Raw genomic sequence first — 13,137 nt, 5'->3', positions numbered from 1 at the left:
CCCTAGTGCTGCGTTCCTCATAGGACGTACACATAGCGACGCCTGCGTGTGCGGGTGGGAGGCGCTGGTCGTCCCCAGCTCCAGGGGCGGGCACGGGTGTTGAGCTGGGCAGTGGCCAGCTCGGTGGCGTGGGCGATGTCGTGGGGTTGCAGAAGGAATGGCTGGCCAGCGCGGTCTTGCGGAAGAGGCGCCACCAGCCTTCTTGCAGGTTGAGCCAGCAGGCACGTCGCTGCGTGACGAAGATCCGCTCCCGCACCGAACCACCGCCAGCGCCCGCCCTAAAGGGGGACGCAGCGACAGAACTCAACCGGCTTTCGGCACGCCTGTGCCGCCCCAGCCGAGATCTAAAATGCGGTCTCAGGGCTATATCCACTGCTTCTGATAAAGGGCACGGTCAGTCCCCGTATGGAAGATGCGGAGGGGCCCTCCTTTGCCCGCGCAGGCAGCGATCCCCCGTGCTTCCTCATACACGATCCCGCCCAGCGATATCCAGTCGGACCAGTGACCGCCTTCGAGGGTCTTTTGGTAGATCTTCCTGTCGTCGCCGCTGATGAACAAGTCGATGCGACCGGGGCCCCACGAACATGCGGCGGGGCGGATGGCAGTGGACCCTCCTAGGTTTTCCCAACCGGACCAGCCGTTGTCGTACCACTTGTGCCAGACGCTGTTGCGGTAGGAATAGCTTCGGGGGCAGAAGACGTCCTGGCGGCCGGGCCCCCAGCTGCACGACGTAGGACCCCATGCGAAGGAGTCGCCACTTAGCGGCTCCCACCACGACCACTGGTTGTTGACGTACCAGCGGTGATGCATACCGAGATCCTTCCCGATGGCGAACATGTTCAATTGCCCGGGTTTCTCGGAGTCGATGGTCGGAGCATGTCCGATTATCCCGCCCAGCGAGGTCCAGGGGGACCATTCATTGAATGGGAAATTCTGACGGTACCTGTGCGACGGCTCCGCGTTGGAGTTCGTGACGACATCGAGTCGGCTACTGTCCCAGGACGCGGCGCTCAGTCCCCATGCCCAGCCGTTGGGAGGGGTATCGAATTTGTCCCACGAGTCGTCGGCCCAGTCTCCTTGGTGGTAGACGGCGCCGTCATGTGCGGCGAACAGATGTTGCTTGTTCCAGGGCTCGTAAGTAGCGGCGAGGATGGTGTATCCGTCGGCGACCTTACGCCATTCCGACCAGCCCATTTTATTAACCCCTCAACTATCGTGAGGTGAATTTACTTTCATGTTAACTGCCGATGTTTCACGATGCCTGGCGGCACCGATGGCGTGGACAGGGCAGGTGAGGACGGGAACAGCTCACTTCACCTTTCGCTTGGACACCTCAGCCATCGAAGTCCAGGCCGAGGACTTCGACGGCGTCGATCACCTTCGGCTGACCGTCGTTCCTGAGCCGTAAAGCCGAGCAGCCCGACGTGATCGGCCGGACAAGTCCTAGCGGAAGGGGTTCTCCGTGCCGCGATCGGCCTCGGTGGCGGCGTCGAGAAGCTCGGGAAGATCGGTTCCTTCGGCGTCCCGCTGGTCGATCCACCACCCGGCGCGGGTGATCGTGCGGATCTTCTCTTCGAGGGCGGCCCAGTCCGCCTCGTCCCAGGTGCCCTCGGTGACCAGCGCGGTGTAGGCGGCGGTGACCAGCTGGTGGCGGGAGCGTTCCCCCCACTCCAGAGCCCTTTCGGGGCCTTCAAGGGCGGGCATGTCGAACTGGGCGGCCCAGCCGGCAGCCGCCTGCTGTTCGGCGGCGCGACGGGCGGCGAGCCACTCCGCCTTGCCCGCGCTGTCATTGTCGCGGGCGGCCTTCCAGCAGTTGGTGCAGTCCTTGGAGGCGAGCCAGCGGGCGAAGGAGGCCCGCTTGTCGGCGGGGCGGTCGGACAGGTTGTGGGTGACGGTGTGCCCACAGGCGTGGACAACTTCATAGGACGATCGAACTGCCACGTGGTTGTTCCTGCTTTCTGTCTTCTGTGTCGTTTCAGCGTGTCCTGCGGATGGCGTCTGTGGCCGCCGTGGCGATGGCGGCGGGAGCGCTGGAGGGCCGGGGAAGGTGCAGCAAGGTGGTCCCCGGCAAGTGGTGGGACTTCGCGGCGAGGGTGAGTTGGAGTACGGCGCAGCCGGCGGTCGTGAGCTGCTTGACGCGGGTGACGGCTTGAGCGGTTTCGTCAGGGGTGTAGATGGCGTCGGTGACGATCACGAGGAGGCGGCCGGCGCCGGGGCGGCTGAGTTCGAGGCCGTGGTCGAGTGCGTCGATGGCGTCGCCGAGGTTGTGACTGCTGCCGTTGGCACCGAACGTTGTCACGCGCTCTGGTGCTCGGTGGGTGGGTCGGGTCAGCGCGGTCAGATGCGTGTCGTAGGCAATGGTGGCGGTAAGGGAGTCGGGGTCGGTCAGGGCTGCTGCGCGTGCCACGATCCAGGCAGCGGACGCGACGGGCGCGCAGGCGGCACGCATGGAGCCGGAGACGTCAACGGCGATACCCACACGCAGCGGTGGGGTGGGGGAGTTCCGGCGGCGGGTGTGGGTGAACGGTTCCGCGGTGGGGACCGACCCGGCCGCGCGCTGAGCGTCGCGGGCGAGGGCCGCGCGCATGTTGAGGCGGCCGGGCGGGGTGGGGCTGGTGGTCCGCTCCTCGGTCCGCTCGCGGTAGGCCGCGGCCCGCAGCGCGCGGCTCAGGCGAGCTGCGGCACTCTTCTCAGCGGTGGTAGGCCGGCGGGTGCCAGTGACAGGGTTGCTGTAGGGCGCGGGTGTGCCGTCGGGGGTGACGGTGCCGCCGCCGGAGTTGAAGACGGACCTCGCGGTGGCGGCGGCCTGGCGTCGCCGACTGACCTGCTGGGCACGGTCGTTGGCCTGTGCCCTTGACCGGGTGGCCATGGCGTTGGTCGCTGCGGTCTGTGCCGCGAGGTCGGCGGCGTCGGTGGCTGCCGCGCTGTCCATGACGACCCCCACGGCGCCGGACAGCAGATCGGTGAGGTTCTCCGGCACGGGCAGGGACGGGGCCGCGGCGTCCAAAGCGTCGCACCATTCTTTTGCGTGCGCGAGCATGGCCGTGGCGTCGTGGTCGGCGCACTGGTGGGCTGCGGTCCAGATGCGGGTGAGTGTGGCCAGCAGGTTGGCGCCCAGCACCTTTTCGCACAGGTCGGCGACGGCCCGGGTCTCGCCGGCGTCCAGGATGCCGACGTCACGGCGGCCGAGGATCAGGGCCGCCACGGCGGCGGCGTGCTCGATGCCCTTAAGGGTGGGGTGGGCGATGTCGGGCATGACCAGGGTTCGGGCACTGGTGCGCAGGTACGTGCGGTCCGTGGGCCGCGCGATGAGGTGTGCGCCTTCGACACGGCTCTCCTCCAGCAGGAGCGCTGCCTCGACGACACGGGGGTCCGCTCCGGCAGGCTCCGCCCAGACGGAGTGGGCCGCGTGCGCGGCCTCGTGGACGAACACTCCCCAGGCGGCGGGATACCGCTCCTCGTCGCCCACGATCCGCGGATGGATCTCGTGGGGCTTAAGCGGGGCGAAGAGGCCGGCATCGAACTCGACCTCACCCAGCGTGGGGAAGAACGCGGCCGGTGCGCCGCTGCGGGTGCCGGGGCGGCAGGTGACGAGGAGGTCCTGGCGGCCGGAGAGGGCGACCAGCCGATCGCCGAGTTCGGCTCCCACGCGCAGCCACGCGGCCGGGGAGGAACGGGGTTGCGGGGGCGGGGCGCCGTCGTCGTCCCAGCGCGCGAGGTCGGCGTCGACGTCCGGCGCGGTGGCGGGGGACTGGACGTGGCGGTGGGCGCTCATCGCGAGCGGCCCCGGTGCGCGGAGCCGGTGCTGCCCGCGGGCTGCCGGACGGCCGAGGCGGACAGCTGCTTGCCGAGGGTGAGGGGCGCGATCTCCTTGACGCCGGCAGCCTTGATGACGGCAGCGGCGACGGCGCCGCGATCCTCCACAGGGGCGATGCCGACCAGGTTTGCGAGGGCTGCTTTGGTGCCGAGGACGGCCTCGGTCTTCTGGTAGCTGAGCAGCTCTCGCAGTTGGGGGGCCCAGCCCAGCTCGCCGAGTTCGACCTGGCGGGCGAGGTGTCGGGCGACCCGGACCACCCGGGCATCGATCCTCAGCGCCAGGGCGAGGTCATAGTCCGTGCCGATCTGGATCTGCACGCTGAACCGGCTCGCGAGCGCCTCCGTCAACACCGCGCCGTGGACGCCGGGATTGTGGCCCGCCACCACGTAGAAGCCCGGCTCGGCCTTGATGGTCTCGCCCTTGTGGGCCTTGACCTGGATCTGCCTGCGCCCGTCCATTGCGGGATACAGCGCCGCCAGGACCTTGGGTGAGATCAAGGTGGCATCGTCGATCAGCAGGGCGTGGCCCTCGGTCATCGCGGTGACCAGCGGCCCGTACTGGAAGACGTAGGCTCCCGCGTCGTCCTGTGTGTACTCGCCGATCAAGTCGCCGACCGTGGTGTCGCCGTCACCGGCGACGGTGAGCAGGTCCGGGAACGCTGCCTCCACCAACGACGTCTTGCCGGTGCCCGGAGGGCCGTAGAGCAGCACCGGCACGTCGGCGTCGCGCAGACGGTTCAGCGCCTCGACGTCGGGCAGATCGGCCAGCTCCCGGGGGTGGTAGATCTGGCCCCCCGCGCGGCGGATCGGGCCGGTCTGCCGGGGCGTGGCTGCTGCGGGAATGGTCGTGCGGGCCGTGGCCGCCTGGGCGCGGGGAGAGTGGGTGCCCGGTGGGCTGATCACAGCCCTCTGCGCGGCTGCGGCGGTCTTCGCGTTCGCGCGGAACTCCGGTTGTCCACTTCCGCCTTGGTCGGCCTCGCCGCGTCGCACCAGGGTGAGGGCGGCGTTGCGGACGGCGCCGTGGGAGTGGCCCAGCTGCCTGGCCATGTCCCCGATGGTGAGCGTGTCCGCTGGCCTGTCGGCCAGCAGTCGGGCCACCTTGGCCCGTAGTTCGCCGCCCTTGGTGCGCGCTGGACCGGTAGGCGTTCCGGGTGTGGTCAAAACGAGGATCCTTCAACAGGTGCGGGTGCGAACGGGGTTGGCGATGCGCTGGAGAGGCTGGCCGCTCTCGGAGCGGATCACGGACTGTGCCGACATCGACGACCGGGCCAACCGGCGCGTATCGTCGGCGCTCACCGGCCGACCGAGGGGTCGGTCCAGGTGCACGGGATGGCCGTCGACGAGCAGCTCGCTGGCCGCCGAGCAGGCCCGAGCGTCTGCTCCGTACCGGGTTCTGTCGCTCGGCAGGCGCAGCCTGGCGTTGCTTCGAAGCCGTCCTGGAGCAGGATCCGCCGGGCGGCGGCGTTGTAGCCGGTGGTGGTGATCTCGCCGGTGATGGTGTGCCGGATCGTCATGAAGGGCTCTGCTGGTGCTTCGGGCAAGGCGGATCTCCTATCGGTGATGGTGGGAAAGCCGTGGGGTGTTGGCGAAGGCAAGGGGGGCCGGAGCTTTCAGCACATCAACGGTGCGTGGCTGGACGACCACGAACGATGGGTAGCGACTGCCGACATGCTCCAGGGCGGGCCTCACCGCCCCGCAGCTCGGCACGTTCCGATAGCCGGGTGTACCAACAACGGCCATGTACTGGTGATCTCCTCATGTCGGGGTGCGGTGCGGCGAGCTGCAGGGCTCAGGCGGTACGGGTGTGCTGCGGGAGGTGCTCGGCGAGCTGTTCGGCAGCCAGGTCGAGCAGGTCCACGTGGTGTCGCCAGGAGCGGCGAGCGGCCTTCGCCAGGACCTTCTTGATGCGGGGGTCGAGAGCGCTGACGGCGTCCAGTCCGGCGGCGCGGGCCACGGCAAGGCGCATCTCCGCCTCGATCCAGGCCCACTGCTCCGGCGGGGGGACCGGGACATCAGCATCGCCGTCGGGGCCGCCCAGGTGGTTCAGGTAGTCGCCGCCGGCACTGAGGATCTGCGGAAGGGGGATGTCATCGGAGGCCATCCAGCGTCCGTGCTCCAGTAGGACGAGGAGGGAGCAGCGCAGCAGGGTCATGTTGTCTCGGGGCGAGGCGGTGCAGGCAGCGCATGCCTCCTGGTGGCAGTTCCAGGTGGGCGAAGTGGTGCGGGGCATGGGGTGAAGGGCCTTTCAGTCAGGGGTGGTTAAGCGATCCGGGCGCGGCGGTGCCGGCCTCGGGTGGAGCGGGTCTTGGTGTCGTTGCGGCGGTGCCGGCCGCGGCACAGGGCGCTGTGCGGGGAGGACAGCTGGCGCCGAGCACCAGCCAGCACGGCCAGGGCAACCACCGCGCCGCCCGCAGGAAGAGCGGCACCGAGGGCGGGCTGCACGGCGAAGAGGCCGGCCAGTGCGGTCCCGGCTGCCTGCCCGACGCCGACGGAGGCGATCAGCCAGGCGTACGCCTCGGTGAGGGTGCCGTCGGGCGCGAACGCCTCGACCGTCAAGAAGGCGCTGGTGATCAGTGCGGTGAGGAAGAGGCCCGGCAGCGCGGCGAGTGCGGTCGCCGCGAGCGGTGCGGGGTTGGTGGCGATCGGCGCCCAGGCGCAGACGAACATCACTGCCGCGGCCAGGAGTTGGCTGCCGAGTCGGCCGGGCCAGCGGCGCCGGCCGTACAGGATGCCGCCGACGAGGCTGCCGGTGGACAGTGCGGCGGGGATCAGCCCGGACAGCCACGCCATGCCGTGGCGGTCGGCCATGGCCACGGCCCACACGTTCATCGCACCCAAGGAGAAGCCGACACCGGCGACGGCCAGGAACAGCAGCCGCAGTCCGCCATGGTGCAGGGGCCCGAGGAACCCGCCGCCTCGTGCGGTGGCAGGCCGCCACGCCCGCGACGGGGCGGCGCTGAGCACCAGGGCCGCTCCGATCAGCCCGAGCACCGCGGTGACTGTCATGGCGGCGCCGGGCCCGCGCAGGACGACCAGCACGGCGACCAGAGGCGGTCCGGCGACGTAGATCAGTCCTTGGGCTCCGGTATCGAGCGCGAGGGCGGCGCGCCGCCGCTGCGGATCAGGCAGCACGGTGGCCCACAATGCGCGCAGATTTGCCTCCAACGGGGGTGTGCTCAGCCCCGCCAGGACGACGACGCCGGCCGCCAGCGCCGACCGGCTGACGGCGTCGACGTACGGCAACGCCAGGAGGCAGGCCGTGGTGATCACGACGGCGGCCGTGGTGATGCCGGTCTGTCCGCGCCTGTCGACCAGGCGCCCCAGCACCGGCTGTCCGATGGCGCTGGCCAGGCCGTACAGCGCGCACAGCAGCCCGCCTGTCTTCAGCGGTCCGCCCTGGTCGGCGACGAGGAGAAGGATCGCGACCGGCGCCATGCCGTTGGGTAGCCGGCCGATCAGTGTGCCGAACAGCAGGCGGGCAACGTGGCGTTGCGCGAGCAGCGGGCCGGAGCCGATGGTGGAGGTCAACGCGAGCTTTCTGGGGTGAGGCACCCCGGGGCGGGGCCGCTAGCGGCGGCGGGACGCGCCAGGGGCGGGGGTGCGGCCGGTCCGGCGGGCGGCGTGGGCGCAGGTGCCGGGGGTCCGGGAAGGACGTGGAACACGGGGCGTGGCGTGCGGTGGGGTGGCAGCACGCCGGCCCCCAGGCCCTCGGCCGCGGACTCGATTTCCTCTCGCAGCGCACCCAGCTGCCGCGCGAGGACGGACAGGCGGGCGGCGCTGCGCTGCGCCTGCTTCGTCTCCAGCGCGTCGGCGAACGATGCTGCCCGGTCAAGGAGTTCGGCCAGGCGGGGCAGCGGGCTGCGGGAGCGGCCGGAGTCGTCCACGGCATCGAGCAGCGCCATGTAGACGTCCCCGGTGTGCCGCGCCTCGTCGACCTGCCGGACCAGCTTCGCGACCGGCACCTCCACTGCGGGAGCCTGGGGCGCGAAGGGCGCGAAGTTCTGGTTCAGAACCCCTGCCGGCACCGCGGGCGGGGACGCCTGGATCGCCTCGTTCACGGTGTCGTAGTGGCCGAGGACCCGCATCTGCTCGCTGCCGAGTTCACCGGCCAGCACCACTACGGTCTGCTCGCCGTTCTCGACGAGATAGGCCCCGGGTGATCAGTTCGTTGGCGGCGCTGTACCAGACGTCGTCGGCCTCCAAGTCGCCGCGCCGCCACGCGGCTTGCGCCAGATCCGTCCAGAGCTGCTGTTCCTCGGATGTCAGCGGCGGGCTGGTGGGGCGGTGCTGTTCGGCGAGGTCGCTGATGATGAAGGAACGCTCGGCCCAGGCCAGAACGTAGGGCCACAACAACTTCGCCGCCGCTCTTGCGGGCGATGCGGATGGGCTCGGTGCTCAGGCTCACCGCCCCCGTGCGGGCTGGGCGTGCTGGGCGAGGGGGACGGCGACCGGTTGGGCCGCGGACCTTGACGGGGCCGTGGACAGCGCGGAGGTGCGCTGCGGCGAGGTGACCGCGGCGGCTTGGGCGATGCGCTGGCGGCGCTCCAGCAGCCCATTGCGGACGTACGGCCGGGCGGGCTCGGGGGTGATCGCGGGGTCGAGCGAGTAGTCAGCTTGCACGGTGAATCCGTGTCGCCGCAGGTCCCGTACGGCCTGGCGGGTGCGGCGCTGGCCGTCCTGGTCCGGTTGGGTGATCCGGTACACGCTCGGCAGGTCCGGGACGGGCTCGAACTGCTCGCGGATGAGGAACCACTCGGCCAGGTGCTCGGTGACCGCCGCCGTGGGGGCGACAACGAAGCCGTGTTCGGGATGGACGGCGAAGTGGAAGTGGTCGGACAGAAGACGGATCCTTTCTGCGAGGGTCAGCGGCGTGCCGCCGCCGACCGGGGCACGGCCGGAGGGGCCGGGCGGGCGGTGAGCAGGCGGGGGCTCGGCGCTGCCAGCGCCACCGGTCCGCCAGGCACAGCGGCGCGGGCCTGGCGCTCGAACCCCTCGCTGCCGGCGAGCCAGGTCTCGATCGCGGGCAGGGCGGCGAGCCCGAAGCGGCTGCGGGCTCTCTTCCACCCGTCGACGGAGAACAGGACACCGCGTCCTCGTCCCGCGTTTCCTGACTGTCGGCGAGTGCCGTGCGCAGGCGGTCCAGTGCAGCGGCGTCCTGCGGCCAGGGGGTCATGGCGGGGCGGCACCGGCTGAGCAGGACGGGAGCGTGCTCCAGCACGTCACGGAAGGAGAGCCAGGCGTAGTCGGCGAACGTGCGCTCCATCTCGGGAATCATCCGGGCGTCGGCGAGCGGTACGCCGTCGCTGTAGCGGCCGGATTCCTTGATGGCCTGCAGGGTCTCGTGCTCGGAGCGGATGCGGTCCAGCGCGCGCAGGACCGTGTCGAGACGGCGGTGGTGCAGGGCCCGGCTGTAGGCGGGCAGGAACGTGTTGGCGACCGCACGGGCGGCGAGGTCCGGCTCGCCCGGCAGCACGATGCTGCGCGGCGTATTCGGCTCCTCCCAGTTGTCGTCGTACTCCTCGGTCGCGAAGGCGCCCAGGAGGTAGCCGCTGCTGTGCCCGGGGCGTTCGATCAGCAGCAGTTCGGTACCCAGCCCGTTCTTGAGGACGGCCCCGCTGGGCACGGGGTCGTGCAGCAGCGCCTGGAGGAGGTCGCCGCTGTCCCACAGCGGGCCGATGAGGTCCTCTTGCACGAGCGGGTTGTAGTAGAGCTCCAGGCGCGCGCTCCAGGTGCCGGGCAGCCGGGCGGCGAGGGCGTCGCCGAAGTCCCCGAGGTAGGGGCGGGGGCTGGTGGTGATGGTCGCGCCGTGCTCGTAGGCGCGGTGCACCAGGGCGCTGGCGATTTGGCGGGTGGCCGCTGCGTCGGTGAGTGGCGCGGCGAAGGCGCCGCCGGGGAGCCGCTGGAATCCGGCTTCCTCCAGGGCGCGAGCGGCGTGGCGGTGCTCCTCGCCGTAGGGGATGGCAACGAGTCCGTTGGCGCGACTGGTGCTGAGGATGATCTGAGTCGGGGGTGTGGGCGACATGGGGTCCAGGTGGTCAGCGTGCAGTTCGCGACACGGCGACCGTGACCGCGGGGGACAGGGGTTGAACGGGCCGAGGTGCCACCGCGATCGTGGCCAGCCGGGGCTGTTGGGCTCCGCCGCCGGCCTCCGTATGGAGCTGTGCGGCGGTGGCGACCAGCTGGGTCCGGGCCGTGCTGCACTTCTCGGCCGCGATGATCCGCAGTGCCTTGGGGCCGCCTCGCAGGTGCGAGGTCTCTACCCCGGGGATGGCTTCGCGGTGGAAGCCGGTGGACACGCAGTGGAGGGCTTCGGTGAGGTGGCCCATGGCGCGGGTGACGGCGGTCATGGCCTCGGCGAGCCGCATCAGAGTGTGGCGCTCGGGGAGGTGCACTGTCTCGGGGGCGGCGAAGCGTTCCTGCGCGCGTTCGCTGGCGTAGGTGAGGTGATGGGCGAGCAGGGCGATGTCGTCGGTGAGCGCCTTCGGGTCCACATCCGCGTGGGTGGTGGGCAGTTGCATGGCGATGTCGTTGAGCCGCCGGGCGAGGTGGCCCAAGGTCGCCTGAGTGACGCCGGAGGTCATCAGGACGCGAGCTCCTGCCCGTGGGCGCGGGAGTGTTGCAGCGTGGAGCGCAGTGCACGTCCGTGCCGGAAGGCGAACTCCCGTGAAGGGCCCCGAAGATCGCGGTAGGCGGCAGCCCCGCCGGCGGTCATCTGGGCGGAATGCTGCCGGTAGAAATAGACGACGTGCGGCAGCAGTTCGCCCGCGGCAAGGTTGGTCACGCCATTGACCATCAGAAAGTCTTCCCCGGCGGGGAGCCCGCCGTGCCCACCTGCGGCGACGACGAGGTCGGTCTGGGCCAGGAGCATGGTCTGGCCGAGCGGGATCTGGGCGTCGGGACTGGTCCAGTACCCGGTCACGTCACCGGGCTGGTGCACGCCGGGGGGTGTGGGGCAGCGCCAGATCGTGGTGGAGCCGTCCGGGTGCAGGTCGGCGCTCCAGCCCGCGACCCAGCCCAGGCCGGTCTCGGTGATCCGCTGATGCCTCACGGCGAGGCTGTCGTCGGGGACAAGATCGTCGTCGTCCATGTAGCACACCAGGGGGGTGCGGACGGTGCGCAGGCCCAGGTTGCGGGCGGCGGCAGCGCCGACCGGGCGGGGCAGTTCGACCACGCGGACGCGGGCATCGGCGGCCAGCGGTTCGGGCAGGAGCGCACGGTCGGCCCCGTCGAGGACGAGGACGGCCTCCCAGGGCACGGTCTGCCGCATCAGGCTGGCGTGCAGTTCGGCGAGGTAGCCCAGGCGTTCGGGCCGCAGCCGGGTGGCGATGACGACCGTGATGTCGGGGCGGGAGTGCGAGGACAGAACGTTCTCCAGAGGCGAGGGTGTGAAGTCAGCGGTGGGTGGCGGGCCGTGCGGGAGTGGAGGCGGGTGCCGGCGCGGCGAGGGGCGGCGCGGTGCGCGGCGGTCGGGTGGCGGGCACCGGTTGTCCGGGAAGCCACAGGGAGTGGTGGTCGCTGAACCGGGTGCGCGGGTCGGTGTTCCAGTCGACGATCGGTCCGCGGTCGGGCGCGTACAAGCTGATGACCTCGATGCTGGCGGGATGCAGGACGTAACTCCAGGACAGATCGTCGGAGTTGGTTTCGGTGATGACCTCCTGCTCCGGCGGGGAGCCGTCGGCGGTGATGATGTCGTCCATCTCGCAGCTGGGCCATCTCTCCCCGCCGACCAGCTGCTTGAGCAGCGGCGTGGGGGCGCCGTCGAGGAGGTCGGTGCCCAGCTCGTCCCAGGCGATGGTCACCTGGTCGATGAGGTGAGCGCTCATGGCCTCGACGTCGCGGGCGAAGCGGTACTGGTAGGCGGCCAGGAGCAGCGGGAGGCGCGTGCTGGGGTAGCCGTCGAAGTGGACGTATATGGCGGTGTAGCCGGTCTCGGTGGGGCGGGCAATGCAGGATCCGGTGGACAAGGAACCTCGAAACGGTGGCGGTGGCCGGGGGGGCGGTGATCTGGTCGGCGTCGCGACCGACGTCGTCGGACAGCTCTACGCCAGGATCGGCCGCGGGCCGTTCCAGGTGCGGTGCGCCGAAGGGCGTGCGCTACACGCGGGGCAGGGACGCGGAGTTCACCGGCGGGCCGGAGGCGTCGGTGCGGGCGCATGTGTAGGCCAGTAGCGTGGAGGGCGCGGACTTCGCGGGGACGGTGGCGGCGTCGTTGCAGACGAACGTGTACTGGATGGAGCTGCGCGGAATGTCGTGCAGCCAGGCCCGGTCGTCCTTGCCGGGGTTGAGCTGCAGCCCGTGGCGGGCGACCGCGTCGGTCTGGGTGTGGGTGTGGGAGAAGAAGACCAGCGTGCCGCCGTCGGTGGTCTTGAGCGCGTACGCGTCGCCGTACCGGTGGGTGGCGCCGGTGAACGTGCTGGTGCCCTGGCTGCCGTACTGGGTGACGGTCTCGTCGTGGACCTTGATCTGCAGGCTGCTCGTCTTGCTCTCGGTGAAGGTCTTCTTCCCGGAGTTCTGCCCGCCGGTGGCGAAGTTGTCCAGGACGCCCTCCCTGAGCTGATCGGCCCCGACGGCGAGGTCCTTGTTGCTTTTGGCCGCGACGGCGGTGGCGTATCCGTCAGTGTCCAGGGCGACCTTGGGCAGGTCTGTGCCGTACAGGTCGGCGGCGGAGACCATCTCCCACCGCTTGTGCTGCGGCTGTTCGGCGAAGACGGCGAGCCTGCTGGGGGCCTTGCCCGGGGTGTCGGAGAGTGCGGCGGCGAACCAGCGCGGCTGACCGTCCGCGATCCGCGGGATGTACAGCTGGGCGTTCTGCGTGTCGTACGCCCACGGCTTGTACGCCTTGCGCTCGGAGGCGGTCAGGCCCTCGGACTCCTTGAACTCGGAGACCGACATGGCATACATCGGGCCGTCCTCGACGGAGTCGAGCAGGGCGGTGTCTGCGTCGGCGTTGGCCTTGTTATTGACCTGCGAGTACCGGTCGATCGCCGCCAGAGCCTGCTGCTTGGTGAGCGCGGGCGGCAGCTCCCGCTGCTTGTCGGCGCTGGCGGACGGCGCGGGGTTCTTGGCCTCGGGGCTGTCGCTGCCGCTGCTGCAGGCGGTCGCGGCCAGCGCCACGCAAACAGCGGCGATGGCCAGAGGGAATCGGTGGAGGGTGCGGCGAATGAGGTGCTCCTGGGGAAGGGGGTGGGTGATCCGCCTCTAGGGTCCGGGCAATCCCCGGTTTTGCTAACCGGGGATTGCCCGCTATGTTTCGCCCTCCCCTGGCCGGTGACGCGGGGCGCGAAGCTCCCCGCAGTGGGACGGCGCGCGACGTCCGCCCAG

The 13,137-nt window shown here is 70.6% G+C and carries 15 protein-coding genes; all 15 read right to left on the bottom strand.

Annotation, left to right across the window (positions count from 1 at the left end; all coding sequences use genetic code 11):
- Window positions 1-363 precede the first annotated feature (363 nt).
- The 15 genes from BX283_RS40020 to BX283_RS08910 all read right to left on the bottom strand — a co-directional run bounded on the left by BX283_RS40020 (window position 364) and on the right by BX283_RS08910 (window position 12,930).
- The gene (locus tag BX283_RS40020) at window positions 364-1,194 is read right to left on the bottom strand and encodes a hypothetical protein (protein WP_143676412.1); all 831 of its coding nucleotides are present in this window, start codon (window positions 1,192-1,194) and stop codon (window positions 364-366) included.
- A gap of 249 nt (window positions 1,195-1,443) precedes the next feature.
- The gene (locus tag BX283_RS08975; protein ID WP_101387106.1) at window positions 1,444-1,941 is read right to left on the bottom strand and encodes a hypothetical protein; all 498 of its coding nucleotides are present in this window, start codon (window positions 1,939-1,941) and stop codon (window positions 1,444-1,446) included.
- A gap of 34 nt (window positions 1,942-1,975) precedes the next feature.
- Window positions 1,976-3,775, bottom strand: a complete 1,800-nt coding sequence (locus BX283_RS08970; RefSeq protein ID WP_101387105.1) for a hypothetical protein — start codon at window positions 3,773-3,775, stop codon at window positions 1,976-1,978.
- Window positions 3,772-4,914, bottom strand: a complete 1,143-nt coding sequence (locus tag BX283_RS08965; protein ID WP_180357430.1) for an AAA family ATPase — start codon at window positions 4,912-4,914, stop codon at window positions 3,772-3,774. The genes BX283_RS08970 and BX283_RS08965 overlap by 4 nt, the downstream gene beginning before the upstream one ends.
- A 194-nt stretch (window positions 4,915-5,108) precedes the next feature.
- Complete coding sequence (locus tag BX283_RS08960) at window positions 5,109-5,330, bottom strand: hypothetical protein (RefSeq protein WP_101387103.1); 222 nt, start codon at window positions 5,328-5,330, stop codon at window positions 5,109-5,111.
- 275 nt (window positions 5,331-5,605) lie between these two features.
- On the bottom strand, window positions 5,606-6,046 hold the full coding sequence (locus tag BX283_RS08955) for a hypothetical protein (protein ID WP_143676411.1): 441 nt from the start codon (window positions 6,044-6,046) through the stop codon (window positions 5,606-5,608).
- 29 nt (window positions 6,047-6,075) lie between these two features.
- On the bottom strand, window positions 6,076-7,344 hold the full coding sequence (locus tag BX283_RS08950) for an MFS transporter (RefSeq protein WP_101387101.1): 1,269 nt from the start codon (window positions 7,342-7,344) through the stop codon (window positions 6,076-6,078).
- On the bottom strand, window positions 7,341-7,934 hold the full coding sequence (locus tag BX283_RS08945; RefSeq protein ID WP_101387100.1) for a hypothetical protein: 594 nt from the start codon (window positions 7,932-7,934) through the stop codon (window positions 7,341-7,343). The genes BX283_RS08950 and BX283_RS08945 overlap by 4 nt, the downstream gene beginning before the upstream one ends.
- Complete coding sequence (locus tag BX283_RS08940; RefSeq protein ID WP_101387099.1) at window positions 7,918-8,169, bottom strand: hypothetical protein; 252 nt, start codon at window positions 8,167-8,169, stop codon at window positions 7,918-7,920. Before BX283_RS08940 ends, BX283_RS08945 begins: the two co-directional genes overlap by 17 nt.
- Window positions 8,170-8,217: 48 nt before the next feature.
- Window positions 8,218-8,436 carry a hypothetical protein gene (locus BX283_RS08935; protein WP_257582313.1) on the bottom strand — a complete coding sequence of 73 codons (219 nt, stop codon included), beginning with the start codon at window positions 8,434-8,436 and terminating at the stop codon, window positions 8,218-8,220.
- Window positions 8,426-9,838: a hypothetical protein gene (locus BX283_RS08930; RefSeq protein ID WP_257582312.1), complete on the bottom strand. Its 1,413-nt coding sequence runs from the start codon at window positions 9,836-9,838 to the stop codon at window positions 8,426-8,428. The genes BX283_RS08935 and BX283_RS08930 overlap by 11 nt, the downstream gene beginning before the upstream one ends.
- Before the next feature lie 13 nt (window positions 9,839-9,851).
- The gene (locus tag BX283_RS08925; protein WP_101387097.1) at window positions 9,852-10,397 is read right to left on the bottom strand and encodes a hypothetical protein; all 546 of its coding nucleotides are present in this window, start codon (window positions 10,395-10,397) and stop codon (window positions 9,852-9,854) included.
- A complete protein-coding gene (locus tag BX283_RS08920) occupies window positions 10,397-11,143 on the bottom strand; it encodes a glycosyltransferase (RefSeq protein ID WP_306822862.1) in 747 nt (248 codons plus the stop codon). The genes BX283_RS08925 and BX283_RS08920 overlap by 1 nt, the downstream gene beginning before the upstream one ends.
- Window positions 11,144-11,207: 64 nt before the next feature.
- On the bottom strand, window positions 11,208-11,780 hold the full coding sequence (locus BX283_RS08915) for a hypothetical protein (RefSeq protein WP_257582310.1): 573 nt from the start codon (window positions 11,778-11,780) through the stop codon (window positions 11,208-11,210).
- 130 nt (window positions 11,781-11,910) lie between these two features.
- Entirely contained in the window at window positions 11,911-12,930 is a 1,020-nt protein-coding gene (locus BX283_RS08910) for a hypothetical protein (protein WP_257582308.1), read from the bottom strand.
- Between the last annotated feature and the right edge of the window lie 207 nt (window positions 12,931-13,137).

It is taken from the genome of Streptomyces sp. TLI_146, from assembly GCF_002846415.1.
Taxonomy (GTDB): domain Bacteria; phylum Actinomycetota; class Actinomycetes; order Streptomycetales; family Streptomycetaceae; genus Streptomyces.
This window is presented reverse-complemented; position numbering and strand designations above follow the sequence as displayed.